This window comes from Pseudoalteromonas sp. bablab_jr011, from assembly GCF_016464045.1.
GTDB classification, from domain to species: domain Bacteria; phylum Pseudomonadota; class Gammaproteobacteria; order Enterobacterales; family Alteromonadaceae; genus Pseudoalteromonas; species Pseudoalteromonas lipolytica.
On record NZ_JACDWU010000308.1, the window covers coordinates 1 to 368 of the forward strand.

Annotated in this window: 1 pseudogene; it reads left to right on the top strand. The window is 48.4% G+C overall.

Annotation, left to right across the window (positions count from 1 at the left end):
- Positions 1-368, top strand: a pseudogene (locus tag JIG41_RS20275) (signal recognition particle-docking protein FtsY); the annotation flags it as partial.

Consider the following 368-nt stretch of genomic DNA (forward strand, 5'->3'; position numbering starts at 1 on the left):
AACAAGCACGCATTGCAGCAGAGAAGGCACAAGCCGAACGTGTAGAACAAGAACGCATTGCAGCAGAAAAGGCTGAAGCTGAACGTGTAGAACAAGAACGCGTTGCAGCAGAAAAAGCAGAGGCCGAACGTGTAGAGCAAGCACGTGTTGCAGCCGAGAAAGCTGAAGCCGAACGTGTAGAACAAGAACGCATTGCAGCAGAAAAAGCTGAAGCTGAACGTGTAGAGCAAGAACGTATTGCAGCAGAAAAAGCTGAAGCTGAACGTTTAGAACAGGAGCGCATTGCAGCAGAAAAAGCTGAAGCTGAACGTGTAGAACAGGAACGTATTGCAGCAGAACAAGCTGAAGCTGAGCGTATAGAACAAGCT